This window comes from Candidatus Defluviibacterium haderslevense, assembly GCA_016712225.1.
Taxonomy (GTDB): domain Bacteria; phylum Bacteroidota; class Bacteroidia; order Chitinophagales; family Saprospiraceae; genus Vicinibacter; species Vicinibacter haderslevensis.
Genome location: JADJRL010000004.1, coordinates 1 through 24,242 on the forward strand (window position 1 = coordinate 1; position 24,242 = coordinate 24,242).

General features: G+C 33.9%; 29 protein-coding genes, 2 tRNA genes and 2 pseudogenes. 25 read left to right on the top strand and 8 right to left on the bottom strand.

The annotated features are described in order from the left end of the window. On the top strand, positions 1–171 hold a 171-nt coding region (locus IPK88_20200; GenBank protein MBK8245760.1), incomplete at its 5' end, for a hypothetical protein. Positions 172–431: 260 nt separating this feature from the next. On the opposite strand, the gene IPK88_20205 is transcribed toward IPK88_20200, so the two are convergent. Continuing rightward, positions 432–710, bottom strand: coding sequence for a hypothetical protein (locus tag IPK88_20205; GenBank protein ID MBK8245761.1), 279 nt, complete (start codon positions 708–710; stop codon positions 432–434). A gap of 506 nt (positions 711–1,216) precedes the next feature. Here IPK88_20205 and IPK88_20210 point away from each other — a divergent pair. From IPK88_20210 to IPK88_20245, 8 genes and pseudogenes are all read left to right on the top strand, one after another. Next, positions 1,217–1,450: a hypothetical protein gene (locus IPK88_20210; GenBank protein ID MBK8245762.1), complete on the top strand. Its 234-nt coding sequence runs from the start codon at positions 1,217–1,219 to the stop codon at positions 1,448–1,450. A gap of 387 nt (positions 1,451–1,837) precedes the next feature. Beyond that, positions 1,838–2,494 carry a hypothetical protein gene (locus tag IPK88_20215; GenBank protein MBK8245763.1) on the top strand — a complete coding sequence of 219 codons (657 nt, stop codon included), beginning with the start codon at positions 1,838–1,840 and terminating at the stop codon, positions 2,492–2,494. 53 nt (positions 2,495–2,547) lie between these two features. Then, positions 2,548–2,784 (top strand): hypothetical protein, encoded by a 237-nt coding sequence (locus IPK88_20220; GenBank protein ID MBK8245764.1) that lies wholly within the window; start codon positions 2,548–2,550, stop codon positions 2,782–2,784. 381 nt (positions 2,785–3,165) lie between these two features. Beyond that, positions 3,166–4,068: a gliding motility-associated C-terminal domain-containing protein gene (locus IPK88_20225; GenBank protein ID MBK8245765.1), complete on the top strand. Its 903-nt coding sequence runs from the start codon at positions 3,166–3,168 to the stop codon at positions 4,066–4,068. Between the two features lie 250 nt (positions 4,069–4,318). After that, positions 4,319–7,689 (top strand): annotated as a pseudogene (locus tag IPK88_20230) (methylmalonyl-CoA mutase family protein). 95 nt (positions 7,690–7,784) lie between these two features. Beyond that, entirely contained in the window at positions 7,785–8,942 is a 1,158-nt protein-coding gene (locus IPK88_20235) for a right-handed parallel beta-helix repeat-containing protein (GenBank protein ID MBK8245766.1), read from the top strand. Further along, on the top strand, positions 8,939–9,292 hold the full coding sequence (locus tag IPK88_20240) for a T9SS type A sorting domain-containing protein (GenBank protein MBK8245767.1): 354 nt from the start codon (positions 8,939–8,941) through the stop codon (positions 9,290–9,292). The genes IPK88_20235 and IPK88_20240 overlap by 4 nt, the downstream gene beginning before the upstream one ends. A gap of 31 nt (positions 9,293–9,323) precedes the next feature. Then, positions 9,324–9,947: a LysE family transporter gene (locus tag IPK88_20245; GenBank protein ID MBK8245768.1), complete on the top strand. Its 624-nt coding sequence runs from the start codon at positions 9,324–9,326 to the stop codon at positions 9,945–9,947. Positions 9,948–10,045: 98 nt separating this feature from the next. Here IPK88_20245 and tnpA read toward each other — a convergent pair whose 3' ends face one another. The 4 genes from tnpA to mnmA form a co-directional block, all read right to left on the bottom strand. Next, positions 10,046–10,507: an IS200/IS605 family transposase gene (tnpA, locus tag IPK88_20250; protein ID MBK8245769.1), complete on the bottom strand. Its 462-nt coding sequence runs from the start codon at positions 10,505–10,507 to the stop codon at positions 10,046–10,048. Positions 10,508–11,612: 1,105 nt separating this feature from the next. Next, on the bottom strand, positions 11,613–11,951 hold the full coding sequence (locus IPK88_20255; GenBank protein ID MBK8245770.1) for a hypothetical protein: 339 nt from the start codon (positions 11,949–11,951) through the stop codon (positions 11,613–11,615). A 182-nt stretch (positions 11,952–12,133) separates the two neighbouring features. After that, positions 12,134–12,886: a hypothetical protein gene (locus tag IPK88_20260; GenBank protein ID MBK8245771.1), complete on the bottom strand. Its 753-nt coding sequence runs from the start codon at positions 12,884–12,886 to the stop codon at positions 12,134–12,136. Positions 12,887–12,894: 8 nt separating this feature from the next. Then, positions 12,895–14,004: a tRNA 2-thiouridine(34) synthase MnmA gene (gene mnmA / locus IPK88_20265; protein ID MBK8245772.1), complete on the bottom strand. Its 1,110-nt coding sequence runs from the start codon at positions 14,002–14,004 to the stop codon at positions 12,895–12,897. Positions 14,005–14,250: 246 nt separating this feature from the next. Here mnmA and IPK88_20270 point away from each other — a divergent pair. From IPK88_20270 to IPK88_20335, 14 genes are all read left to right on the top strand, one after another. After that, positions 14,251–14,323 (top strand) — tRNA-Gly (locus IPK88_20270). A 58-nt stretch (positions 14,324–14,381) separates the two neighbouring features. Continuing rightward, a tRNA-Leu gene (locus tag IPK88_20275) sits at positions 14,382–14,467 on the top strand. 110 nt (positions 14,468–14,577) lie between these two features. Further along, positions 14,578–14,814: a hypothetical protein gene (locus IPK88_20280; GenBank protein MBK8245773.1), complete on the top strand. Its 237-nt coding sequence runs from the start codon at positions 14,578–14,580 to the stop codon at positions 14,812–14,814. A 24-nt stretch (positions 14,815–14,838) separates the two neighbouring features. Next, positions 14,839–15,108: a helix-turn-helix domain-containing protein gene (locus IPK88_20285; protein MBK8245774.1), complete on the top strand. Its 270-nt coding sequence runs from the start codon at positions 14,839–14,841 to the stop codon at positions 15,106–15,108. After that, complete coding sequence (locus IPK88_20290; protein MBK8245775.1) at positions 15,108–15,338, top strand: hypothetical protein; 231 nt, start codon at positions 15,108–15,110, stop codon at positions 15,336–15,338. The genes IPK88_20285 and IPK88_20290 overlap by 1 nt, the downstream gene beginning before the upstream one ends. Positions 15,339–15,357: 19 nt before the next feature. Next, entirely contained in the window at positions 15,358–15,837 is a 480-nt protein-coding gene (locus IPK88_20295) for a hypothetical protein (GenBank protein MBK8245776.1), read from the top strand. 650 nt (positions 15,838–16,487) lie between these two features. Further along, positions 16,488–16,718 (top strand): hypothetical protein, encoded by a 231-nt coding sequence (locus IPK88_20300; GenBank protein MBK8245777.1) that lies wholly within the window; start codon positions 16,488–16,490, stop codon positions 16,716–16,718. 27 nt (positions 16,719–16,745) lie between these two features. After that, positions 16,746–17,243, top strand: a complete 498-nt coding sequence (locus IPK88_20305) for a hypothetical protein (GenBank protein MBK8245778.1) — start codon at positions 16,746–16,748, stop codon at positions 17,241–17,243. After that, on the top strand, positions 17,225–17,572 hold the full coding sequence (locus tag IPK88_20310) for a hypothetical protein (GenBank protein MBK8245779.1): 348 nt from the start codon (positions 17,225–17,227) through the stop codon (positions 17,570–17,572). The genes IPK88_20305 and IPK88_20310 overlap by 19 nt, the downstream gene beginning before the upstream one ends. A 245-nt stretch (positions 17,573–17,817) precedes the next feature. Then, a complete protein-coding gene (locus tag IPK88_20315; GenBank protein MBK8245780.1) occupies positions 17,818–17,970 on the top strand; it encodes a hypothetical protein in 153 nt (50 codons plus the stop codon). Positions 17,971–17,981: 11 nt separating this feature from the next. Then, a complete protein-coding gene (locus IPK88_20320; GenBank protein ID MBK8245781.1) occupies positions 17,982–18,317 on the top strand; it encodes a 4Fe-4S cluster-binding domain-containing protein in 336 nt (111 codons plus the stop codon). Between the two features lie 44 nt (positions 18,318–18,361). Further along, complete coding sequence (locus tag IPK88_20325; GenBank protein MBK8245782.1) at positions 18,362–19,153, top strand: hypothetical protein; 792 nt, start codon at positions 18,362–18,364, stop codon at positions 19,151–19,153. A 126-nt stretch (positions 19,154–19,279) separates the two neighbouring features. Then, entirely contained in the window at positions 19,280–19,636 is a 357-nt protein-coding gene (locus IPK88_20330) for a hypothetical protein (protein ID MBK8245783.1), read from the top strand. Continuing rightward, a complete protein-coding gene (locus tag IPK88_20335; GenBank protein ID MBK8245784.1) occupies positions 19,626–20,111 on the top strand; it encodes a hypothetical protein in 486 nt (161 codons plus the stop codon). The genes IPK88_20330 and IPK88_20335 overlap by 11 nt, the downstream gene beginning before the upstream one ends. Positions 20,112–20,380: 269 nt before the next feature. On the opposite strand, the gene IPK88_20340 is transcribed toward IPK88_20335, so the two are convergent. Further along, positions 20,381–20,569 (bottom strand): hypothetical protein, encoded by a 189-nt coding sequence (locus tag IPK88_20340; protein MBK8245785.1) that lies wholly within the window; start codon positions 20,567–20,569, stop codon positions 20,381–20,383. Positions 20,570–20,744: 175 nt separating this feature from the next. Here IPK88_20340 and IPK88_20345 point away from each other — a divergent pair, with 175 nt between their 5' ends. Beyond that, positions 20,745–21,257 carry a thermonuclease family protein gene (locus IPK88_20345; GenBank protein MBK8245786.1) on the top strand — a complete coding sequence of 171 codons (513 nt, stop codon included), beginning with the start codon at positions 20,745–20,747 and terminating at the stop codon, positions 21,255–21,257. 27 nt (positions 21,258–21,284) lie between these two features. Then, a pseudogene (locus IPK88_20350) lies at positions 21,285–22,034 on the top strand (hypothetical protein). A gap of 77 nt (positions 22,035–22,111) precedes the next feature. Here IPK88_20350 and IPK88_20355 read toward each other — a convergent pair. Together IPK88_20355 and IPK88_20360 are read right to left on the bottom strand one after the other, a co-directional pair. After that, positions 22,112–22,345, bottom strand: a complete 234-nt coding sequence (locus IPK88_20355; protein ID MBK8245787.1) for a hypothetical protein — start codon at positions 22,343–22,345, stop codon at positions 22,112–22,114. 208 nt (positions 22,346–22,553) lie between these two features. Then, complete coding sequence (locus IPK88_20360; protein MBK8245788.1) at positions 22,554–22,976, bottom strand: hypothetical protein; 423 nt, start codon at positions 22,974–22,976, stop codon at positions 22,554–22,556. Between the last annotated feature and the right edge of the window lie 1,266 nt (positions 22,977–24,242).

A 24,242-nucleotide genomic window follows, 5' to 3' on the forward strand; every position in this document is an offset into this window, starting at 1 on the left:
CCTCAAACCACCATTGAAACCCGCCATACCCGACGTAAAAGCCAGGCCAATTGGGATGCATTGGAACGAATGATTAGCGCTGATCAAGAAATCGTGTCACTACAGCATGGAACTGCCAGAAATCACATATCAATTCAGTTCATTCTAAACCCAAATATAATAGAAGTTTAAATTAAATACAACGTACTAAGCTGTATAGAAACCGGACTAGGCCGGAATTATGTTAGGTTACAGGGTGAGACAAAAGAAGAAGTTTTAATGGTTATGCGGATGGTTGTTGCTGGCCTCAGTTGTTGAAATTTTGTGACTTTAGAAAAATAATGCTTCAGCCTACTAGAAGGCCATTGGAAGTTGCAGCTTTTATTCACCCGGATGTATTTGCTGAATATAAGGAAATAGGCTTAAAAAGGTTATGTATATGGCTTGGGCCTTTAGTTCGCTCCAGCTATCACGCCGAACGACATCTGGTCTAAATGCCGATATTTGAATTTAATTGTTATGGTCTTTTCAGTATTAACCCTGAGTATTAGATCTGATAAATGTGTTTTCTTTGCATTTGTATTTGTTTTTATTCTAAATTTTTTGCAGATGAGACTAAATTTGGCTTTTTGATATGGGTTCATTTCTTTTGTGTGAGCACTTTTTTTACCCAGAACTATGTTGTCAATAGTAGTACTGATACAGATGATGGCGTTTGCGATGGCGTTCACTGTAGTCCAGAGAGGCGATTAAAGCGCTGAAAGATGGCGATTTGAAGTACGATCACATTCAATATTACGGAGCTGGACCTGCTTAAAACTACCAAGTGGACCCTATCCTACCTGTAAACCAGATGATTTAACCATTATTGGAGAAACTCAACCAGGAGGACCTGGATCAGTGATCATCTTTTTTTTTCAAACAGAATTTTGGAGGAGTTCCTTTTGGACTATACTTAAATCAATTTTCTGTCAGTGGCCTAGGTTTTCCACCATGAATTATGCAGATCCTAATGACTCATATTTTGGTTTTTTGGTGATGCTGCAAAGGATGCTGCCAATTTAATGGAATTTATAATTGTATCGTTAATGGAATAATTTCACAGTTCCAGTTACGGTGGCTAGTTCGGTTTTGGTCAATCAAAGTTCGAATTTTACATTAAAAAATCCATTTTCGGATCGGACTCTACTTTTGAGTTCTATTACAGCCACAAAAAGCTGCGGTAAATATTGACCCATTGCAGGATCAAAAACGTTACCATAGATTCAAATATTTTTTTGTCAATACGAATAATGCTATTTCTTCCAGTGGTGGTATTTGTAGCATAACCAACAATATTTTCGGTGCTGTAGACACATCAAAAAACAATATTTTCTTTGCACCAACTTCTGGAATCGAACTGCTAGGTGGCGGGCCTCATACAATCAATGATAATTTTTCATTTTCCAAAAACATTTGCAATTCGAAGTAACAATCTAAATCAAGATTTAAACATTTTCAGAAATAGATTCAATCAAGTTACATCTGATATTATTTTAAATGGAAATACAAATGCAACTTATAACATTGCTCGTAATTATGGAAGAGATGGGCTTACTTTATCTCTCTTAATCTACAAAATGCCTATACTTTAAATTTAGAACGAAATGATATAAAAAACTATAATTCCTTTTATCTAAATAATCTAGAGCCTGGGATTTTAAAAGCCCGATATATTGATAATCTAATACAGTGTATAAACAATAATGTAGTATCATTAAATGGTAGCAACTTTCCGCACCAGGTAATCCAACCATTACTTCTGTGAATCGAGATCAAATCGTTGGTACCGGAAATCCAACTGATTCCATAGTAGTTTATGCAAACCGACGAACCCGGCTGTCCTAATGCCAATTGTCAAGGTGGATTTGAACTCGGACGAACACAAGCAAATAATTTAGGTAATTGGACATTGAATGTCGCTTATCCAAATCAACATAGCATTTCTGCATATCAATTCAAAAGCAATACAGCCGCGACTCCAAGTATTTATTCAGAATTCTCCAATTGCTATAAATGTACACAGCCTATCAAGTCTACTTTTTCACAAACTATCTGTAAGGGACAAAGTATATTATTCAGAGGAAAACTTTATAACGAAGCAAATCCTAAAGATTCATTTAATGTGACTGGTGATGGAGTAAGTATATGTGATTCTGTGTTCGTTGTAAATATTCAATTTCAAAATGGCATACGTCAAATGATTGATGTACCAATTTGTTTTAATGATACCACTAGAATCGGTGGAAAAGAAATTTCAAAATTAAATCCAATTGATTCAATAACTAATTTAAAAATGTCTTCGGATGCGATAGTATTGTTGTTCTTAATGGAATCGAAAGAGGTTTATCTACTTACACTAAAACAATATGTTCCAATGCTAGTGAAACTATTGGAGGAACAGTATTTGACAAAAACAATCCTAAAGGCACGGCTATACTCAAAGGTCAATCCGCATTTGGCTGCGACAGCGTAGTTTTTGTAGATTTAACCATTAAAAACTTTACGGTCTTTGATCTAAAAAGAGACATGTGTCCAAATACTCAATTGACTATAGGTACTGAAGTGTTTGATGCTGCAAGGCCAAGCGGAAGTGTCACTCTTATGGGAGCTTCAAGTACAGGATGTGATAGCATTGTCAATGTAACGCTTAACTATCCTAATAATACTGCTTTGGTAAACTCGATCTTTGCCCTGAAGACAGTATTTTCATTGGTGGTAGTAAAGGTCGGTATTTTAGCGCACGAAATCCCATCGATACATTAACATTAACCAATGGTTCATCATTTGGCTGTGACAGTATCATTTTTGTAAACTTAAATATTCTTAAGAATGGAACTGGTGTTTATAAAGCCGATATTTGTCGAAGAGATACACTCGTTTTACAAGGTGAAACATTTTCTTCAGGAAGAACAACTGGTATATTAAAAGTTGCCAATGGATCAACCAATGGCTGCGATTCCATTGTTCAAGTTGACCTCACGGTAATTCCCGATGCCAATGGTCAATTGGATACTACGCTTTGTGAAAATGATACCTTGAGATTATTTGGAGAGGATTTCTTCAAAGCCAAGCCATCTGGACCCATAAGAATTATAAAAGGCTCATCCAGATTGTGTGACAGCTTCTTATTAGTCAATGCTACATTTGTTAAAGAATCTTTTGGTAATTTCTCAACTACAATTTGTAAAAAAAGATAGTATCAAAATTCAAAATGTAACTTTTTCAGCAAACAAAACATCAGGTACTTTAATCGTAAAAAAAGGATCTGCAAATGGTTGCGATTCTACCGTTACGGTCAACATTAATATCGCCCCTTCAATAAATGCTCAATTCACCAAAGAAAATTTGGATTGTAATGTACCGAATACCGGACGAATTGTAGTGAATAATATATCAGGAGGTATTGGTCCGTTTAATGTATCCATTGATAATCAGGCAAGCCTTCCTTTTACACCCGACCTTGATCTAGCTAATCTAAGTTTTGGATCTCATCGAGTTAAAATATTAGACCAATTCGGCTGTGATACTACCTATACACTAAATATCGACACAGTTAGTACCCTACAATTGGTGCTACCGAATGATGTTACGATTGATAAGGGCGCTTCTGTATTGATCAAACCATCCACCAATTTTGTTCCTACCATAATTACATGGACGCCGGTAGCTAATCTAAGTTGTACGGATTGCCTTGAACCAACTGCCAAGCCTGATGTAACAACCAACTATTTGTTGACTCTGGAAGATGCTAATGGTTGTACTGTAAGCGATAATATGAATATTACGGTTCGTGTTGAAGAAGCTGATATTTATATCCCTACTGTATTTTCTCCTAATGGGGATAATATCAATGACATATTTGAAGTCGTTTTCCATTTTCCTGATAAAACGAAAATTAATGTATTTCAAATATTCGACCGTTGGGGTAACCAACTTTATGAAAAAGTAAATGGTACAATCGGTGAAAAAATTGGATGGAATGGCGAATTCAAAGGTAAAAAAGTAAACCCGGTGTTTATGTCTATGCCATACAGTATGAAGCCATAGATGAAGAACCAAAATGGCGCAAGGGCGGAATTACTTTGTTAAGGTAAGAATCATAATTTCTGATCTGGCGATCTAACTGATCTTGAATTTTAGTTTAAGTCCAAGGATTTGTTCTAATTAAAGAAAATTACTATAGTGTATTGCTATCAATAGGCATATAGCGTATTTTAAAATCTATGATTTATGATAGAAAAGCATAAATTATCTTCAATGATGAGTAATTTTAACCCAGAATCTATGCTTAAATTATATGATCGAAACCACAGTTTACCAGCCCAAACATAAAATACGGATCCTAACAGCAGCCTCACTTTTTGATGGTCATGATGCCGCCATTAATATCATGCGTCGCATTATGCAATCCAGTGGCGCCGAGATCATCCACCTTGGTCATAATCGATCAGCTTTGGAAATTGTTGATGCCGCTATTCAAGAGGATGTACAAGGTATTGCCATTACATCTTACCAAGGAGGTCACAATGAATTTTTTAAATATATCTATGACTTACTCAAGGAAAAAAATTGCGGTCACATCAAACTTTTTGGCGGTGGTGGTGGAACCATTCTTCCGTCCGAAATAGCGGACTTACATCAATATGGAATAACCAGAATCTATTCACCAGACGATGGAAGACATATGGGACTTCAAGGAATGATCAATGATCTTCTCAAACAATGTGACTTTGAGACCGGAGCTTCACTAAATGGAGAAGTCAAAGAATTAAAAGCAGGGAATGTTAGAGCAGTAGCTCGTCTTATTTCTGCAGTTGAAAATTTTCCTGATACAGCTAAAGAATTATTAGCAACAATACCAAAAGGTCCATCTAATAAACAAACACTCGTTCTAGGAATTACAGGAACAGGAGGTGCAGGAAAGTCAAGTTTGGTTGATGAGATCATTAGAAGATTTATTTTAGATTTTCCAGAAAAAACCATTGGCATTTTATCAGTAGATCCAAGTAAAAGACGAACCGGAGGTGCTCTATTAGGTGATAGAATACGCATGAACGCAATCCATCCAGAATTCCATCACAACAGGGTATTTATGCGATCTTTAGCTACGAGACAATCTAATCTTGCTCTTTCACCACATATTAAAAAATGCTTTAGACATTTTAAAAGCAGCATCATTTGATTTAATTATACTAGAGACTTCAGGTATTGGTCAATCCGATACCGAAATTATCGATTTCTCAGATGTTTCGCTATACGTTATGACACCTGAATATGGTGCTGCAACTCAATTAGAAAAAATTGACATGCTTGATTTTGCAGATCTCATTGCGATTAATAAATTTGATAAACGAGGCGCATTAGATGCCCTTCGCGATGTCCGAAAACAATATCAACGCAACAAACAATTATGGGATATATCCATAGATGAGATGCCGGTTTATGGAACAATCGCATCACAATTCAATGATCCGGGAATGAATTTATTGTATGAAAAATTAATTTTAAATATTAATAAAAAACTAAACACTCCTTGGAAATCAACTTTAGGTCTTCCTACCGGTGAATCCGAAAAAATTTATATCATTCCACCAGGCAGAACCCGATATCTTTCTGAAATTTCAGACAGCAATCGCAAATATGATCAATGGTCTATAAAACAAGCCGAACAAGCTCAAAAATGGCAATCATTAAAAATAACTGAAGACTTGGTTTCTTCTGATGTCAAACCAGAAATCAAAAAACAAACTTTAGAAATTGAAAAAACTATAGACGGAATTACCCGATCTATTCTTGAGGAATGGGAAACGAAAAAAAAGGAATACAAAAACGATCATTTTATTTATAAAGTTCGAGACAAAGAAATAAGTGTTCCTACCTTCACAACATCCCTTTCGCATTCAAGAATTCCAAGGGTTTGTCTACCAGATTACAAAGGTTGGTACGATATCATAAAATGGTCATTACAAGAAAATGTGCCCGGCGAATTTCCATATGCAGCAGGTGTATTTCCATTCAAGCGTAAAGAAGAAGACCCAACCAGAATGTTCGCTGGCGAAGGCGGACCTGAGCGCACCAACCGACGTTTCCATTATGTCTCAGTAGATATGCCTGCTAATCGCCTTTCTACCGCATTTGACTCAGTAACTTTATATGGAGAAGATCCAGATTACCGGCGGATATTTTTGGAAAAGTTGGAAATTCAGGTGTGAGTATTTGTAGTCTCGATGACGCCAAAAAATTATATTCTGGTTTTGATCTATGTAATCCCAGGACATCTGTTTCCATGACAATCAATGGTCCTGCGGCGACGATATGTGCCTTTTTTATGAATACTGCTATCGATCAACAATGCGAACTATACATTAAAGCCAATGGATTAGAGCACAAAGTTGAAGCTGCACTAAAAGCAAAATTTGATGACCAAAATCTTCCACGACCAAAATATGATGGCGAACTTCCACCTGGAAATAATGGATTGGGTTTGATGTTTTTGGGATTATCCGGAGATCAAATTCTAGAAGCGCCTATTTATGAAGAATTAAAAAACAAAGCACTAAGCTCCGTTAGAGGCACTGTACAAGCTGACATACTCAAAGAAGATCAGGCGCAAAATACCTGTATCTTTTCAACTGAATTTTCTCTCAAATTAATGGGTGATGTTCAAGATTATTTCATTCAAAAAAATGTTCGAAATTTTTATTCTGTTTCGATCAGTGGATATCACATTGCAGAAGCTGGGGCTAATCCGATTTCACAATTAGCATTTACTTTAGCGAATGGTTTTACTTTTGTAGAATACTACCTTTCCAGAGGAATGCATATTGATGATTTTGCACCGAATTTATCTTTCTTTTTTCTAATGGCGTTGATCCGGAATATGCAGTTATCGGAAGAGTTGCTAGAAAAATCTGGGCTAAGGCCATGAAGATAAAATACAATGCCAATGAAAGAAGTCAAATGTTGAAATATCACATACAAACTTCTGGTCGATCCCTGCATGCACAAGAAATTTCTTTTAACGATATCAGAACGACACTCCAAGCATTATATGCCATCTATGATAATTGTAATTCACTACACACTAATGCCTATGATGAAGCTATAACAACTCCAACTGAAGAATCGGTGCGAAGAGCCATGGCCATTCAACTCATCATCAATAACGAATTGGGTCTAGCTAAAAATGAAAATCCATTACAAGGATCTTTTATCATAGAAGAATTAACTGAACTTGTGGAAGAAGCTGTACTTATGGAATTCGATAGAATTTCAGAGCGAGGTGGTGTATTAGGAGCTATGGAAACGATGTATCAACGCAGTAAAATCCAAGAAGAATCCTTGTATTACGAAACACTCAAACATACTGGTGAATATCCTATAATAGGTGTCAATACCTTCTTAAGTAAAGATGGCTCTCCAACCATTTTGCCTAAAGAAGTTATACGCGCTACTGATGAAGAAAAAAAGGATCAAATCCATGCATTAGAAAATTTGAAAAAAGCCAATATCAGTGTTTCAGATAATCATTTGAAAAATTTACAATTGATGGCCATTAAAAATAAAAATATTTTTGAAGAATTGATTGAAGCTACAAAATATTGCTCCCTAGGACAAATTACTCAGGCATTATATGCTGTTGGTGGAAAGTATCGAAGGAACATGTAAGGGATCAATAAAAATTATTTAATTTTACCATCATCAATAAAAAAAGAAGCACTTCTTAAAAATAATAATTAAAACAGAATGTCAAAAATTACATTATGATTAGATTTTTTTTTCTGATACTATTATTCATCAATATTGCAGAGAACAATCTTAGTGCCAACACAATCATCGTTGGTGTCAATCAGACTTATACTTCTATCCAATCAGCTTACAATATAGCCAAACCTGGTGATACCATTCTTGTAAATGAAGGTATATATACCCAAACCGAATATCTGAGCGGTACTAAAGGTAATGACAAAAACAATATTTACGTCATTTCAAAAAAAAGACACGGTGCAATCTATAGAGGTGGGTCAGAAGCTTGGCATTTAAGTTCCGTTTCCTATATTGTTATCGAAGGGTTTGTGTTCGAACAACAAACCGGTAATGGTGTCAACATGGACGATTCAGGAAGTTTAGTGAATCCTTCTACAAATATTGCAATAATCCACTGCATATTTAGAGATATTAAAGCAACCGGAAACAATGACTTATTAAAATTGTCAGGATTGGATTTTTTCTCAATATCAGAATGTACATTTTTAAATGGAAGCCTCGGAAGCTCAGGTAGTGGAATTGATATGGTAGGATGCCACAATGGTAGAATTAATAAATGCACTTTTGAAAACATGGGTGCCAATAGTATCCAAATGAAAGGAGGAAGTCAATACATCCGGATTGAAAAAAACTTTTTTAAAAAAGGTGGGCAACGAGCAATCAATATTGGCGGAAGTACCGGGTTGGCATTTTTTAGACCTCAGAATGCAACATTTGAGGCTGCAGATATAAATGTATGGTCGAACATATTCATTGAATCTGACACACCCATTGCATTTGTAGGATGTATCCGAAGTAAAGTGGTAAACAATACCATAATCAATCCGGTAATTTGGATTTTTAGAATACTTCAGGAAACGGTTGACCCCAATCGTTTTGCTCCTTGTGGAATGAATGAATTTACAAATAACATTATTTATTTCCCAAATAATATTAGAACGATTGTTAATATTGGACCAAATACAGATCCTTCTTCATTTATTTTTTCAAATAACTTATGGTACAATCATCAGAATCCAAGTTTTAATCAATACAATTTACCTGTAGCAGAAACCGGAAGTATCAAAGGCAAGGATCCATTATTTGTAAACTTAACACAAGAAAATTTTAATCTTTTAAAAGCTCACCAGCCATTGGTCAAGGCAAATCGGTGATCGCACCTATTGAAGATTATAATGGAAATCTTTTTGAAATTACCAACCGATCAATTGGAGCCATAGAATATCAAAAAGTAAGCAATAATGATGATTTAAATACTTCATCCATGTTAGTTTATCCAAATCCATCTAAAGGATTAATACATATTATTTCCGACCTTATAAAAGGTGAACATTTAAAAATAACAATTTTTTCAATCCAAGGAAACTTTATAAAAAGCATACCAATTAATACTACAACAAACCCATCCATCGACTTGCAAATGAATGATGGAACTTACATGTATATCATAGAAGATTCAAAAGAGAAAATTCTCAAAAGATCCTTGTTATTGATTTCAAAATAACTTTAAGCGTAGTTAGTAAAAGGTTTCCTTTATGGAGTGGTTGATCAAAGGCGTATTGTTAGGCATTAGTATTGGCCTTTTGGTGGGGCCTTTGTTTTTTGCATTGATACAAGCAGGTATGGAATATGGATTCCGCAAAGGATTTCTTTTTGCAGCAGGAATTTGGATTAGTGATTTCATTCTATTAATGCTCACCTATTTTATATTTAAAAATATTCCACTACCTACAAACACAGATGATATCAGTCCGATTCTTATAGTTATCTGCGCTGCAGCATTTATATTAATTGGTTTAAACATTATGCTCTCACCAACAAAAAAAATGGATCATCAATATCTTCCTACTTCTAAATTATGGACAGTCTTGGTCACAAAAGGTTTTATTGTTAACACCATGAATCCATCTGCATTTTTAATTTGGATGAGTGTTGCGACTATTGCCAATAAAATAACTTTAAAACCCAGTGGCACAGAAATTCTTATGTTCTATTTGAGCATTGGTATCACCATCATTGGTTTAGATTTGTTGAAAATATTCTTAGGTAAGAAAATTGCTTTAAAATTCAAGGATGGTATCCTGTCAAAATTCAAATATGTGTCGGGCGTTTTTTTTATAATTAATGGGTTATATTTGGTGTACGTCGCCATATTCTAAAATAAAAAAACAAAGTATAAACATTTTAACAATAATAATGCATGCTTATATTTTACCATTGAGAAAATAATGACACAAAAACTAATTAAATAAATATTCTATTCGTAATATTCAAAAAGATATTCATCCTTATATTCAATCTCATTCGCTATTAGTTCAGTTAGGTATTCTGATTTGAACGATACCTTTTTATGATGTATCTTTTGATTTTGAATATATTTATAAACTTTATCCAAATGAGATCGACTATAAGAAAATGCTCCAAATCCGCTTTGCCATTCAAATTTATTTTTGATTAGCCCCTTTTCGTTAATCCAATTATTGCTTGCTCTTTTTATATCTTTAACCAAATCAGAAATGGATATCGCAGGATTCAAACCTATTAATATATGAATATGATCTATCATACCATTTATTGCTAGCATTTTATGTCTATAGTTTTGTACAACAGCAGTTATATATTTATATAATTCTTCTTCCCATGTTTCACTTATAAAACTTTTTCTACCCTTCACTGCAAAAACCAATTGGATAATCAATTGTGTATATGTGTTACTCATTATAAATTCATTGAATCAAACAGGTTGCCCCGCTGGGCAAATTAAAATCTAAAATTAACCTACAAAATAAATGCCATTTTATGGTATTTATTTTAGATAAGTAGTTGCCCCGCTGGGGCAATGATAATTCATACATTGGTTTTGCAGCTATTATTTTGATAAGACGAGCTTGCCCTGTTGAATCTTTTATAATACATACGATGGTGTTACAAATTTTATTTTGATATATGGAGATTGCTACGTTGGGGTAATTTAAATAAATACATTGGTTTTATAATTTTGGTTTTGAGGCAAATAAATAGATTCAGGATACTTGAAACAAAGGGACTGCTATTATAAATATTTTGGGTATAATACTAAACATAAAAATATTCTTCTGTCAGATAAATACTTTTGATAAATCTCTATGTACGAGATTTTTAAAGCCAAGGCTATAACATCTTAATGAAACTTTAATTATACAAATTATATACCTTCTGTTCAATCTATGTATAAAATCTTAACTTGGAAAATCATTAGCCCAATAGGTCAATTTCTTTGTAGCATTGCAAAATGCGTAAATCTTTGTCCCAACAGACCATGCTCCTAGTAGCATCGTAAGATGCGTAAAATCTTTCCCAACGAGCCATCCTCCTAGTATCTTCGAAACATGAATAAATCTTTACCAAAAAAACCAACCTTTTTTTAGCATATTATGATGCACAAATCTTTTACCAACGGTCCAAACTCCTTATTGCTTCGAAACATAAATAAATCTTTGCATCGAAAGACGGTCAAATCTTTGTCCCATCAGGCTTACATCCTTGTACCATCAAAACTTGGGTAAATCTTTGCCCCATAGACCCATCCTTACTGTAGCATCACACGATACGCAAATCTTTTTCACAACGAGCCAAACTCATTATAGCTTAGAAAAATGAATAAATCTTTGTCTCGAAGAACCAACTTCCCTGTTGCATCGAAAGACGATCAAATCTTTGTCCCATCGGGCTTACATCTTTGTACCATCAAAACTTGGGTAAATCTTTGCCCCAGCAGGGCAACCCCCTTGTAGCATCGTAAGATGCGTAAATTATTGCTCCAGCGGAGCAACCTATTTGCAAGATTAAAAATCAAAAATACCCTCAGGTAAAATCATAAAAACGATCTTTTCTACCTCATCTATTTCTTCTACAAAATCTTCGTGTAATGGAATTAATAATGATCTACCCTCATGCATAACTCTGGCCATCAACTGCGATGGATATTCTTCAATACTGGTAATAGCAACATTATAATTCGATGTCCGATCATGAATCGAGTAGCCCTCTAATCCTTGACTTTTACCTTGAATCTTGGCAGATCTTTTTGTTGCTTTTGATAATTTATTTTCATCTATATAAAAACTTTGATGACTTAATACTCTTGCCTGCTCAGGATTATCTACACCTTCTAATTTCAACAAAGTACTCCCATCTGTTTTACATCATTCAATAAAAAAGGAACGTGACATCCGTTTATTTTAAAAAAACGACCTTTTCACTTAGTATATGTTTTTTGAAAATTGGATTCATTTCAACATCTAAAATGCCTTTTATTCCATGTGATTTGTAACATTTGCCAGCTTCAATAAAATCAATCATAAACCTAATTATGTTGAATTAAATATTGGCGAATAATAACACCACGTTCTGCCTTGGGATCATAAGGAGTATTGGGATTGGCGAAACCTCTTTTTAAAAACCATGCTTCGTGATACACCATACCAATATGATCTGCATATTTAGAATTCGATTTGATTTTAATAATTTCATCTGTATAATCAGCTTCCTCAACACTGAGAACGTTTTCAAATGAACCAGAAGAAATCAATTCTTTTGATTTTATATCTAAATAATAATAAGAATTATTATTCCAATAACTAAAAAGTTCAAAGGGTTCCCCTTGGAAAGTTATCAATTGCCTTGAACCAATATAAACATTACCATTCCATGATTTATTTTTAGCAACAGGATAAACTAATTTAATAAAATCAAGACCAAACTCTGTTTTGATCAATTTGCTTTTACTCGAAGTGACGAATGAATTTCCAACCAATTCCCAGGATGCACTGGAATCTTTTCTTAGGTATTGATCTAAAGAAAATACCAATTCATTATTTGCATTTCGAAAAGTATCTACTACTTCTTCCATGATTTCAACACTTACTGAATCAATAGTAACCACAATTTCCTTGGAAAAATAAATAGAGTCCGTTTTATAAATCCAAAATTTACCCAACTCTAATGGCGTATAAGTATAACCAAAAGTAGTTTCATCCAATACTTCAACTTCAGGATCACAAGCATTGATAACTAAACCTGTTACCAATATTATAACTATCGTTTTTATGAATTGCATCTTTACCATTAATGATTAAAATTAAATAACGAATTCCGAATGATACCACCACAAACCACATCATCACCTTCATAAATGACAGCCGATTGACCGGGAGCGATACCTCTAACAGGAGCATGGAAGTGAATTTTTAATTCGTCGCCTTGGTGTTGGACCTGACATACATGTCCAGGATCTTTATATCGAACTTTAGTAACGAAATCCTCATCACCCGGCACGGTATTATATTTTAACCAATTCAGTTTGCTAACATCCATAGCTGGTCTTGACAGCTCCATTTCTTCTCCCAAAACAACTGTATTGGTCTCCGGAATTATGTCGGTAACAAACATTGGTTTCCCAAATGCTTTTCCTAAACCTTTACGTTGGCCCACGGTATAAAAAGGATATCCATCATGATAACCTAAAACCGATCCAGATTGATCTATAAATAGTCCACCTTTGACTTCATCTTCTAATCCTTCTACCCGGCGCTTTAAAAAACCTCTATAATCATTGTCAGGTACAAAACAAATCTCGTAACTCTCGGCCTTTTTTGCCAAATTATCGTATTGACGATCAGCAGCAAACTGTCTCACTTCCGGCTTAAGATATTCAGCTAGCGGAAACACACTTCTTCCAAGAGCTTCCTGTGTTAGTCCCCATAATACATAGGATTGATCCTTGACCAAATCCTTAGCTTTGGATACATAATACCGGTCTTCAAGTTTATTCTTGCGCACATAATGTCCTGTGGCGATGAATTCACAATCCAGTCCGTCAGCCCGCTTTAATAAGGCATTCCACTTGATGTGTGTGTTGCACATCACGCATGGATTAGGGGTCCTGCCAGCGATATATTCATCTACGAAATTGTCAATCACAGCATCGCCGAATTCATCCCGAATATCTAAAATAAAATGATGAAAACCCATATCTACAGATACTCTTCGAGCATCCTGGAGGGAATCTAAAGAACAGCAGCCTGTTTCCTTTTTAGAACCACCCGAAGAAGCGTAATCCCAGGTTTTCATAGTGATCCCAATCACCTCATATCCCTGCTCATGCAGCATGATGGCAGCTACCGTACTGTCGATACCTCCACTCATAGCTACTAAGATTTTTCCCAATTTACTCATAAAAACTTAGCTACAAATATAATACATATTAATAAATAATCGAATATAAAAATTTCAACTAAATAATATCTTTTCCTAAATATATGCTTCAAATATTTGACTCTCTCGTATATTTGCACTCCAATTCAAAAGTCTAATAGAAGTATTAGCCTGTTACAAACGGATAAACCCTTGATATGGTTCAGTTTCGGACTCTTTTATTAGACTGAAATGAAACAATCAAAGGCCTGGTAACGGTAATAAATTGCGGGAGTAGCTCAGTTGGTAGAGCACGACCTTGCCAAGGTCGGGGTCGCGAGTTCGAGTCTCGTCTCCCGCTCTTAATATAATAGTTAAGAGCACATGTCAATATAGATTGACATATAACTATTGTACCAGCCCAGGTGGTGAAATTGGTAGACACGCAGGACTTAAAATCCTGTGGACAGTAATGTTCGTGCGGGTTCAAGTCCCGCCCCGGGTACAAGGTTCAGCGAAAGTTGAACCTTTTTAATTATATCTGGGTCGAACATAAGTCGAACAAAACTAAATCTTTTTCTCTTTCAAATAACATTTTGTATTTTGAGAAAAAGTATGAAAAATACTAGAATCAAAGTTCAGACTAGTGAAATTGCATTAATGCATTGTGAATCATCAGAAGATGCGCGCAAAAATTTAGAGTTGCATGTTTGGAATTTTATTGATTTGTATAAAGAAGATCTTATCGATTACCAAGTTTCATATACAACTTTTATCCATCCAAAATTTGGTTTAACCTTGAGTTCTTTATCAGTATTAAGGATTAAGGAATCTCCTAAATCAACAACTTAATAATTGATTCGAAAAATCGCAAAAATGGAAGTCATTTGTCTATCTGATGAAGCATTTTATGCACTTATTGAGACAGTAGTGGCTCGGATAAAAGATAAGGAAGGCATCAAAGGAGATAAATGGATTTCTGATGAAGAGGCTATGTCAAAGCTTCGGATTAAAAGTAAGACCACCCTACAAAAACTAAGGGATGAAGGAAAAATTAGATTTTCCCAGCCAGAAAAGAAAATTATTTTATATGATACCGATTCAATAGATATATATTTGGAAAAACATTCAAAAAATTCATTCTGATGGAAATAGATGAAAGTAAATATATTAAGGGATTTAATGCTGGGTATTTTCTTTCTAAATACGAACCAAAGGTATCGTTGGAATTGTTGGAACATATTCACCCTATCAATTCGTATATTTCAGGCATGAACTTTGGACAAAAGGAATTTCAAATTGAGATTGATAAAAACCAATTAGAAGAACTTAAATCCATAAGACATCAAAAGGACAATTCTAGAAATTTAGAATAACTAATTTTAAGGTTCTGAAATGACAAATATTACTTTAGCAGAATATATCTTAAGATACAACAATGATACTTTACCCCATGTGAAAGAGTCTAGGCAAATTACTAATTCCGTCATATTCAAAAACGTTTTAGGGCTACCTACTCCAACTACTCCTAATCCTCAAACATTCAGTTATATTTACTTTATCTTAGATCCAGAATCCAGAAATTGTGTTAGTGTTGTTCAACTCTTGGAAGATGACTTGCATGCTTTCACTAGTTCTAACAATCGGAAGAAAGGATTCATTAAAAATGCAATGGTAGCTGCTATTCTACCTGATAGATTTAAGCATAATGATTCTATTGAAATTAGTTTGCTTAATGATGGCCAGTCAGATTATAATATTTCTACTAAAGTAACTGAAAGTCTAGGTTTTCAAAAAATTGGAGCTGATGAGGACAAGTTTGTATTATTGAAAAAAGACTTTGAAGTTGAAATCTTAAAGAACCTCAATAAATAAAATAGTGCTTTTCAACATTTTTAAATGCTAAATAATCAAATTTACTTATTATTGGTAAATTTATGTTGCATTCAGAATGGATATTTACTTTAATGATTCAACCATTGAGAAGTCAAAGATAGAGCATCAAATATTATCATATTTAGATCATCACTATCCCATAGCTTCCTTTTCTTAGATTCCCATGATGCTAAGTCCTTGAAATCAATAACAAAAATCTGATTTTAGCGACTGCTCATAAACATCTCTGATCTAATAATTTGAATACTGTACAACTTTTTGCTTCTCCTTAACAAGAAAGAAACAAGTATTTAATGCATCCTAATTGCAAAAATTACTTAAATATTTCAAATTTAGTATGTTTTATTTAATATTATATACATTTGGACTTTAATTTCATTATACAATAAATCATACCAAAAGTAAGAAACAATTAATAGTTCGTGTAAAGGAAAAGGAAAGGATTAAAGGAGATAAATGGATTTCGGGTGGTGAAGCTATGTCAAAGCTTAGAATTAAGAGCAAGACTATCCTACAAAAACTAAGAGATGAAGGAAAAATTCGATTCTCACAACCAGAAAAGAAAATAATTCTATATGATACCGATTCCATTAATGTATATTTGGACAAACATTCAAAAAAAATTTCTAATGGAATTTGATAAGCAAAAATTTATTGAGGGGTTAAATACAGGGCACTTACTCGCTAATTATGAACCTAAGTTAGTAATCTCATTTTTAATCAATATTCAGCCTATCAATTCATATTTATATGAATTGAAATGTGAGAGAAATGAATTCGAATTATCAAAAGCACAATTAATTGAATTTGCACAAATTAGAAATAACTTGAGGGAAGATAATTTTTTAAGCAAGAATTAACCATTATACATTTATAAACAGTTTAAAATGGAGGATTGTTCTTTTCCAATATTTTTTGCACGAGAAATTGAGCATCGTAATGAACGAATTGAAATAAATGATGGTACATATGAAATTAAAAATGATCCTGCATACTCATATGGTTCTATTATTCCTAATGATACTTTTACTAAAATTGATAACCTTTCTTTCGATTTCTTAATGTCAGCTAAGTTCGAAAACAGTAAAACTAATAAAAATTTTATTGGAGTTCTTAATCTTAATAAAATTGTAATGTCATTTTTTAATATTGGTATTCATACTTGTAAAAATATTAAACAAATAAATGATATTTCAAAATCTAATTTATTTAAAATGGTAATTGAAAAATTCACTGAAGACTTAAATGAATTTTTTGATATAGATGGTGAAATTCAATATTTAGGGCTAAATTTTAAAAGTCCTAATTTGAAAACTTCTACATTTGACCGCAATTTAAACCTTAGAATAGGTTTACACCTTGATAGTTGGGACAGAAAAAATTGAATGATAGGGAGAATTCAAGAAATAGAATTTGTATTAATTTAGGCAAAGAAGTAAGGCATTTTATATTCTTAAATAAGAAAATTATTGAACTTATAGATGATTTAGAAATTGACAATTTTGATCTTAGAGGTGGTTCTGAACTAGGGCGATTATATCTGAGGAAATACCCAAATCAACAAATTACAAAATTAAATATTTATCCTGGAGAGGCTTATATTGCACCTACTGAAAATATAATTCATGATGCCACTACATTAAATAAAGCATTTCCTGACATTACTTTGTCGTTAATTGGTAACTTCTGGGTTAAAAAGGATCTATTTAGATAATTTCCAAAATAGTTCCAGTAAGATAATTTTCTACCAACCAACAAAGTAATTATTATTAATTAGTTGAAAATAAAATAATTACAAATTATTTAAATATATATATTTATTATCTTTTCAATTTAACAAATTTTTATCATAGCTTAGCATCCTTAAATTGGGGGATAGGAATTAGAGATGCAAGTTTTGAAATACCTTAGATGTATATCATTTTAGCTTAGACTTTTTTTTAAATTTAAACTAATTATATGGAAAACATTTCAAAAGAAACTTTAGGTGCTGCATTGATTCAGACAGGAAAACCAGCACTTATTCGAGTCGCTGAACGATTGATTAATGAATCAAACAAGTCATTTTGTGATCACACAGATTACTCCGCATTCGTAGATTCACCTTTATAATTGTCATCAATATGGAAAACAAGTCAAAAGAAAAAATCAAAGTTTTTCTCCTAAAGGTTAAAGCAAGATGTAATATAAATTGTTCATATTGTTATGAATATAATTCTAGTGATCAATCCTGGAGGGAAAAACCAGGTACAATGTCAAACCATACACTTATTTCTACTGTAAAAAGAATATCGGAATATGTGCAGGAGAAAGATTTAAAGGCTATTAATGTTGTTTTTCATGGAGGGGAACCATTACTTGTTCCACTTGAGTTTTTTTCTAAAGCAGTAGATTTATTTCGAAACATGATATCAAACACATGTTCAATTAAATTTTCCTCCAAACGAATGGCATTTTAATAACAAAACAAATTTTAGATGAATTTATTCGATTAGGAATTAAAGTGGGAATTAGTATTGATGGAACAAAAGAAAGTAATGATAAATATCGTGTTGATTTCAAAGGCAATTCGACTTTTGATGATGTTATGAAGGGTATTGATTTACTAAACAGAGAAAAGTACATTAAAATAAATGGTGGAGTCCTTACTGTAATAAATCCAAGTAATCCAGCATTGGAAACTTACAGATTTTTAAAAAGCCTTGAAGTTCCCGCAATTGATTTTTTAATGCCTCACCATAATTATATAGATAAACCATGTTTCCCTTTAGGGGAATCTAATGGTAGTATATCTAATTGGTTAATTACTGTTTTTGATGAATGGTATGAAAATGGTGATGCTATTTCTATTAGAATATTTGAGCATATTATTCATTTACTTTTAGGCGGTATTTATGCTGTAGAAAACTTAGGACTCGCACCAATTGAGTTAATCGTAATTCAAACCGATGGGGCCTACGAAGCAGTGGACAGTCTTAAATCAACATTTGATGGTGCCATATACACTGGCAAAAATGTATTCGAACATTCTTTTGACGAGGCGATTTCTCATTATTTAATTGGTTCACGATTAGATAGAGTAAATAATTTGTGCGTTGAATGTCTTAAGTGTGATGTTGTGAAAATTTGTGGAGGCGGTTACATACCTCATAGATATTCTGAAAATGGCTTTATGAATCCATCAGTCTATTGTGAAGATTTATATCGATTAATTCATCATATTAAAGTGAAAATATCACAAATTAAAGGTATCTCTCAACATACGGAATTGGTTGCACAGCCAATAAATCATTGATTTTCAATTGCTGTTGAATATTCCCTAATTTGAAAATAATTTATTGATTTGAATTGGTTTATCAAATTTTACTAATTTAGCAATCAATTAATTGAGAAATCCAGAGGTTTATGCTATAATCTCTAAATGTGCCCTATATGGAATGATCAAATTTCTAATAGATCCGAAAAGCGATTACTACTAAATTTTATAAACCAATTCATCTTAGAGGAGAAGTACAATAAGTATCCAATTGATAGAAAAGCTATATTTAAATTACTTCAACATGAGTGGTATCAATTGGCAATAGAATTAAGTATTATACCTCCAAAACAAAATAAAAATGAGATTTACAATTTAGTAAAAACTAGTATTCAATCATTATCAAAACTTCCTGTTGGATTTGGCTCAACGCCCAATTTAATGTACAAGTTGGAAAGTGGTTCTAAGGGTACTGATTGCCTTGGGAGCGACATTAATTTTAAGCAGTATTTTGGACCATAATAAAATTACATATAAATTCATATCACCTGTCGGTCATATTGCAATACTTGCATTTCTAAATAACAAAATTTACTATTTAGACGCAAGAAATAATGTTATTTTACTGCTTAAAGGATTTATACACTCAATTTTAAGTGAATCTAAATATTTTTACAAACTAAATTTTTCAACACCATTTACCATTAATTTCTATTCTTTTGGATTCATTTATAAAAGAAAGGAAGATGTATTGACAGCTATAGTATCTAACATAGGTGTTTTGAATAATTTATGTCTTGGTAACAAACTTGGCACTTCTATGGAAGTAGAAAAGCAAATGAAAGCCGCAATATCTATTAAAAAAGAACTTTTAGGTATGGATGTAAGAAGGGCTACGAGCTTATTCAATAAAGATTTCTTATATTATCAAAAAGCAAATAATGATATTATTTCTAATGAGAAAAATAGACTAAAAAAATTGGATTTTATAAAATAAGCAAGGCATCATAAGTAGTTGATACATTCAAAATTTATAAATCATTCAATATTAATAAGCTTAGCAATATTTCCGATACAAATTGTTAAGTTAAAATGTAAAGCCCTATCAATAAAGGGTTTCAGAGGTTGCGTATTTATTTGGGCAACAACTGGGCAACAAAACCCACTAAAACAAGTGCAAGTACAGCACAAAGAAAAGAAAAATGTTGTTTAGTGTAGAGTGTGTTTGTCCTTATCATAAGCAAAAGGCGAAGATAAGTTTTTACACTATCTTAATTGACTAACAACTGCTTCCAATTGTAAGCCCATATACTGGCAGAACTCTTCAACGGTAACAACTTGGTGTTGCTCTTTGTTGAAGTACTCTTTAATCCTCTTAATAAGGTATCTACCATATCTGTCGCTTTTGCCTGTGATTATCTGAATGTCTTTCGGATAAATACACAGTCTATTCATTTAACTAATACTCTTTTCATACTCTATCCATACATCAGGTATAAAGTAAACATTGCAAAGATAATATGTTTTTGTGAGTGGTAAAAGTGTGTTTGTTGGAATAATGTGGCAATAACGGAAATGTCGGAAGTGGTTATTTGTAGAGCCTTAAAAAGCATTATAGTTTTGTATCGTGATGAAGAAAATAATTGTATCGGTTTTGTTTTTAATGGCTTTTACAGCCGTTTTTTCGCAAGAAGAAGCAAGGGTTATGAAAGTTAAGGATGGCGATACATACGTTCTTAAAACAACTGCAAAGGAGCATACAATAAGGTTATTAAATGTTGATGCTCCCGAACTAAATCAACACTGGGGTTTTAACTCTTGGCTCAATGTAAAAGCCTTGATACTTGGTAAGGTGGTAAAGTTTGAAGTATTGAAAACTGATGTGTACGGTAGAGAATTGGCAATGGTATATGTGGATGGGCAAAGACTGGATGAAATACTTATTGCAAATGGTTGGGCTTGGCACTACATCAATTTTGATACTGATGCAAGGCTTGAAGATTTGATGCGGAAAGCATCAAGCGAAAGAAAAGGACTTTGGGAATGTGGGGCTGAAAAAGTTTGTCCGCCCTGGCTATTCAGAAAGTATAATGCAAGAAACAGATACAGGTTTTGTAAAGGCTGTATCGCAACAAAAAAGTAATTACTAACAATTTAAATAAATAACAAAATGGCAAGATTAAAAGGCTTACTAAAAATAGAAGGTACATTGGATAACCTTACCTTCTACAAAACACAGGATGGACATCTTGTGAAAACAAAAAGTGGTGTATCTGGTGACAGAATAGCCAATGATCCTAACTTTCAACGTACCCGTGAAAACGGGAAGCGAATTTGGAAGCTCTGCAAGTGCTGGAAAATTACTCCGCAATGCTGTTCGTAATTTGATGATGAACGCAAGTGACAACCGTGTTACCAGTCGTTTAACGCAAATAATGACACAGATTAAAAACTACGATGCCACTTCTCCAAGAGGTGAAAGGAATGTAGGTATTGGAATTGCGGACCCAATGGCACAAGCCTTATTGAAAGGCTTTGATTTCAATGATAGTGCAACTTTAGGTAGTGTTGTATTTGCTCCGTTCACTGTAAACACTGGTACTGGTGATATTGCTTTCCCTGCATTCACTCCTATCAATGATATTTACTACCCTACTGGAGCAACCCACGTTAGTTTTAAATCTGCATTTGCTGATGTGGATTTTGTAAACAACGTAAGTGCAATTGAATACAGCCCTGTGCAAAATATTGTAATTGATGGCACAAACACACCATTCAATTTACTTCCTGCCGGTGTTCCAGCAGGTGCAGGCACAAAACTTTATTTCTTGACGATTGAATTTTTCCAAGAAGTAAACGGTATTCAATACTCGTTAAAAATGGTGCTTACAACGTGTTAAACATTGTTGAATTAGCCTAATAGCTTTCTTTCTTATCGGTTAAATAGAAGCCCTGCCCTTGTGGTGGGGCTTCTTGTTTTAAAGCAATAGCAAAGCCCTAAAAGGGCAATGCTGAAAGCTCACGAACACCTGATGGATAGCACCAAACGAAACAACCACAAGGAAGCTGATAAACCTTGATGCCAAAAACTGGCTGATGGGCTAACCGAGACCTGCGGATGTAACGCTGATAAGCAAAAGGTGAAAGCTGCAAGTGCTGATGGAGAACCTGCGGAGTAAAAGGACAAATGCCTAACTGGCTGCCTGCTGAAATACGTGGATGATTTTGCATAATGAAATAATTTATATGCTTCTCTCAGCAAGGGGATAAAAACCAAAAGGAAACGGAATAAATGATAGCCTTGTGCGTTGGCCTTGTGTTTATGCCGTAGTCTTTTGGTTTTTTAGTGTTGGCTTTGTGCGTCTGCCCCCTTGCTATTTTTGCATATAAATTTTTATTGGTGCAAAAGCATTTCCCCAGGTTATGGCAGCCAATACGGCTACCTTTTAAAGTGCCTGTACATCATTGCTTTTTTTACATCGGCTAAGAGTGCCAATGTTTCGTACATCTGCTTTTCTTTTCGTTCTATCAGCTTTACTTTATGGACATCCTGCACAAAGGCATATTTATCTTTGCTGACTGCTTCGGCTTGTGCTTTAATGGTGCTTTTAAAATCACTGATGCGGATAAATGGAATAACTGAACCAGTGAGGAACTGATGAAAATGCTTTGCCTTCCACAAGCCGAAAGAAAGGGTTTTGTAAAAATCCATATCATCTGAATTTTTGCAGGCAATTACAAAGCAATTGGGGCAAGGCTTTTCAAGTGGTTTGCCACTATTTAAACCTTTGCATAAAATGTAAACATCAAAATCGCTTGTTTGATTTTTTGGATTGAATGTGTGAATTTTTGGACTGTGCATAATACTTGCTTTTAAGTTTGTATCTGCTTTTGCCCTTGCCTGTGCTGTGCTTCGCTTACGCTCCGCAACACATATATAATTTGACAAAGAAAAAAAAACAAAAAAAGAAAGCATTCTGATAGGTGGCGGGGCTAAAAAACCAAAAAGGAAACGGAATAAGTCCCGAAGGGTGAAAGGCAAATACCAATAAAAAATAAAAGATTATTTGCCTTTCATTATGCCGTAGTCTTTGGTTTTTTATCAGCGTGGGCTTGTGTGAGCCACCTAATTTTGCTGCACTTTTTTATTTTTATTTTTTATCCTCTTTTCAAAACTGTATTCAGGATTTCAATAAAATTTCCATTGATAAAACCGATTGGCTTAAATCAAAATCACTATTCAAAAAACGAAATGTCTTTAGTGCGTTGGATAGGGGCTTTATGTCGCAGAAAAAATAAAGCATACCATAATGTGGTAGCGTAGGAAAAAAGCAAGTGTATGACTGAATGGAATGTTGCAAAAAGTGCGGAGGTGCTTGGAGTGGCTTGTAGCTTTTGCTTGTGTGTGATTGCGTTTTTTGTAAATTATTTCAACACAAAAACATTGTAGCGTAGGCAAAGCAAAAGCCAAGACACGGAAAGCAAAGGGTTGGTTTTGCAATATGGAATGAGGGAAATACTCTTGCTGTGCGGTGCAAAATAAATGGTGAAATGAATGGAAGTGTAATGTAGTGGAAGGTAGTGTAGCAAAGCGAAACGCTGTAACGAAATGGAACTGGAATGAATGAACCTTTTATTGCACATTGCCATCAACAACTAATGCTTTATTTTTTTCTGCACCGCTGAAAAGGGTGGTTGGGGTGTGTGGCTTTACTCACTGCTTTTCTATTTTTTTATTGGTGTTCGTGAATTTGCTTCGCTGCATTTGGGGGGCTGTGCGGTGGGAGAAAAGACGGCTTCCATTTTATCAAAATGGCTATGGTATTGGCTATTTAACATAATGTTATTATGTGACAGCCTGTGCGGTTGGATGCTTGCATAAGCTATGGCAAAAGGCTGTGCGTAGCGAACACATAATGCCACATTATGTTATTTAGCTTCAGGCAGTTTTTATACTGGCATAAGCGGAACGGTGGTGGTGGTTGGAGTGTAGCGTTTTTTGTTGCTATGCTGTGTGTTGGCTTGGCTCTTTGGCTGTGGAGCAAAGCGGAACAGGCAATGTGCCAAATGCTTGGGGAGCATAGCCACAAAAAATATGACAGTTAAAAACTGACTGCAATACCATAGG

Coding starts and splice junctions, on each gene's coding strand:
- mnmA (MBK8245772.1), bottom strand. CDS start 14,004: ATGAGTAAATTGGGAAAAATCTTAGTAGCTATGAGTGGAGGTATCGAC.
- IPK88_20315 (MBK8245780.1), top strand. CDS start 17,818: ATGGAAAACATTTCAAAAGAAACTTTAGGTGCTGCATTGATTCAGACA.
- IPK88_20320 (MBK8245781.1), top strand. CDS start 17,982: ATGGAAAACAAGTCAAAAGAAAAAATCAAAGTTTTTCTCCTAAAGGTT.
- IPK88_20235 (MBK8245766.1), top strand. CDS start 7,785: ATGATTAGATTTTTTTTTCTGATACTATTATTCATCAATATTGCAGAG.
- IPK88_20220 (MBK8245764.1), top strand. CDS start 2,548: ATGTGTCCAAATACTCAATTGACTATAGGTACTGAAGTGTTTGATGCT.
- IPK88_20260 (MBK8245771.1), bottom strand. CDS start 12,886: ATGCAATTCATAAAAACGATAGTTATAATATTGGTAACAGGTTTAGTT.
- IPK88_20340 (MBK8245785.1), bottom strand. CDS start 20,569: ATGAATAGACTGTGTATTTATCCGAAAGACATTCAGATAATCACAGGC.
- IPK88_20280 (MBK8245773.1), top strand. CDS start 14,578: ATGAAAAATACTAGAATCAAAGTTCAGACTAGTGAAATTGCATTAATG.
- IPK88_20285 (MBK8245774.1), top strand. CDS start 14,839: ATGGAAGTCATTTGTCTATCTGATGAAGCATTTTATGCACTTATTGAG.
- IPK88_20290 (MBK8245775.1), top strand. CDS start 15,108: ATGGAAATAGATGAAAGTAAATATATTAAGGGATTTAATGCTGGGTAT.
- IPK88_20300 (MBK8245777.1), top strand. CDS start 16,488: ATGGAATTTGATAAGCAAAAATTTATTGAGGGGTTAAATACAGGGCAC.
- tnpA (MBK8245769.1), bottom strand. CDS start 10,507: ATGAGTAACACATATACACAATTGATTATCCAATTGGTTTTTGCAGTG.
- IPK88_20355 (MBK8245787.1), bottom strand. CDS start 22,345: ATGCAAAATCATCCACGTATTTCAGCAGGCAGCCAGTTAGGCATTTGT.
- IPK88_20305 (MBK8245778.1), top strand. CDS start 16,746: ATGGAGGATTGTTCTTTTCCAATATTTTTTGCACGAGAAATTGAGCAT.
- IPK88_20215 (MBK8245763.1), top strand. CDS start 1,838: ATGCAAACCGACGAACCCGGCTGTCCTAATGCCAATTGTCAAGGTGGA.
- IPK88_20330 (MBK8245783.1), top strand. CDS start 19,280: ATGTGCCCTATATGGAATGATCAAATTTCTAATAGATCCGAAAAGCGA.
- IPK88_20245 (MBK8245768.1), top strand. CDS start 9,324: ATGGAGTGGTTGATCAAAGGCGTATTGTTAGGCATTAGTATTGGCCTT.
- IPK88_20360 (MBK8245788.1), bottom strand. CDS start 22,976: ATGCACAGTCCAAAAATTCACACATTCAATCCAAAAAATCAAACAAGC.
- IPK88_20295 (MBK8245776.1), top strand. CDS start 15,358: ATGACAAATATTACTTTAGCAGAATATATCTTAAGATACAACAATGAT.
- IPK88_20345 (MBK8245786.1), top strand. CDS start 20,745: ATGAAGAAAATAATTGTATCGGTTTTGTTTTTAATGGCTTTTACAGCC.